The sequence below is a fragment of the Kytococcus sp. HMSC28H12 genome (genome assembly GCF_001816045.1).
GTDB classification, from domain to species: Bacteria; Actinomycetota; Actinomycetes; order Actinomycetales; family Dermatophilaceae; genus Kytococcus; species Kytococcus schroeteri.
This window is the reverse complement of record NZ_KV824636.1, coordinates 1-721: the sequence shown is the minus strand read 5'-3', so window position 1 is coordinate 721 and position 721 is coordinate 1. Positions and strand designations below refer to the sequence as shown.

General features: G+C 76.8%; 1 protein-coding gene. It reads left to right on the top strand.

Annotated elements, in window-relative coordinates; genetic code table 11:
• Window positions 1-580, top strand: a 580-nt coding sequence (locus tag HMPREF3099_RS10060) for an ABC transporter permease (protein WP_141762125.1), incomplete at its 5' end; no start/stop codon positions are given.
• Between the last annotated feature and the right edge of the window lie 141 nt (window positions 581-721).

Below are 721 nucleotides of genomic sequence, written 5' to 3'. Positions count from 1 at the left end.
CGGCATCCAGTTCCTGCGCATGGTCTCGCCGCTCTCCTGGGCGCCGGTGGCCGTGGCGGCCTTCGGCATCGGGGCGGCGCCGGTGGTGTTCATCGTGGCCGCGGCGGCCACCTGGCCGGTGGTGCTCAACACGGCGCACGGCATCCGCAGCCTGCCGCCCAGCTGGGGTGCCGTGGCGCGGACCCTGGGCGCCTCGCGCGGTGAGCTGCTGCGCTCCGTGGTGTGGCCGGGGGTGCGGCCGCAGGTGCTCACCGGCATCCGGCTGGCGCTGGGCATCGCGTGGGTGGTGCTGGTGCCGGCGGAGATGCTGGGGGTGCGCAGCGGGCTGGGGTACGAGATCCTCAACGCCCGCGACCGTTTGGCCTACGACGAGATGCTCGTGGTGATCCTGCTCATCGGAGCGGTGGGCACACTGGTGGACCTGGCCGCGCAGCGGCTGCTCTCCGGGGCGTGGGTTCCGGCGCGGCGCCGGGCCCGGGCGGGCCGCACGGTCGCCGGTGGCGGCGCCCACGCAGCACGTGACGGTGCGGGGCAGACGGGCGCGGCCCGGGACGGTGACCTGACGGTGCGGCCGGCATGAGGCACTGCACCGTGGGCGGCGTGCGGGAGTCCGGCGCGGACGCCCGGGAGCACGGCATCGAGAGGAGCACGCGCGTGGACCAGCTGGACGTACTGGGTGCCGGCCGCATGGGCCGGGCCCTGGCCGGGCGCGCGGCCGCCC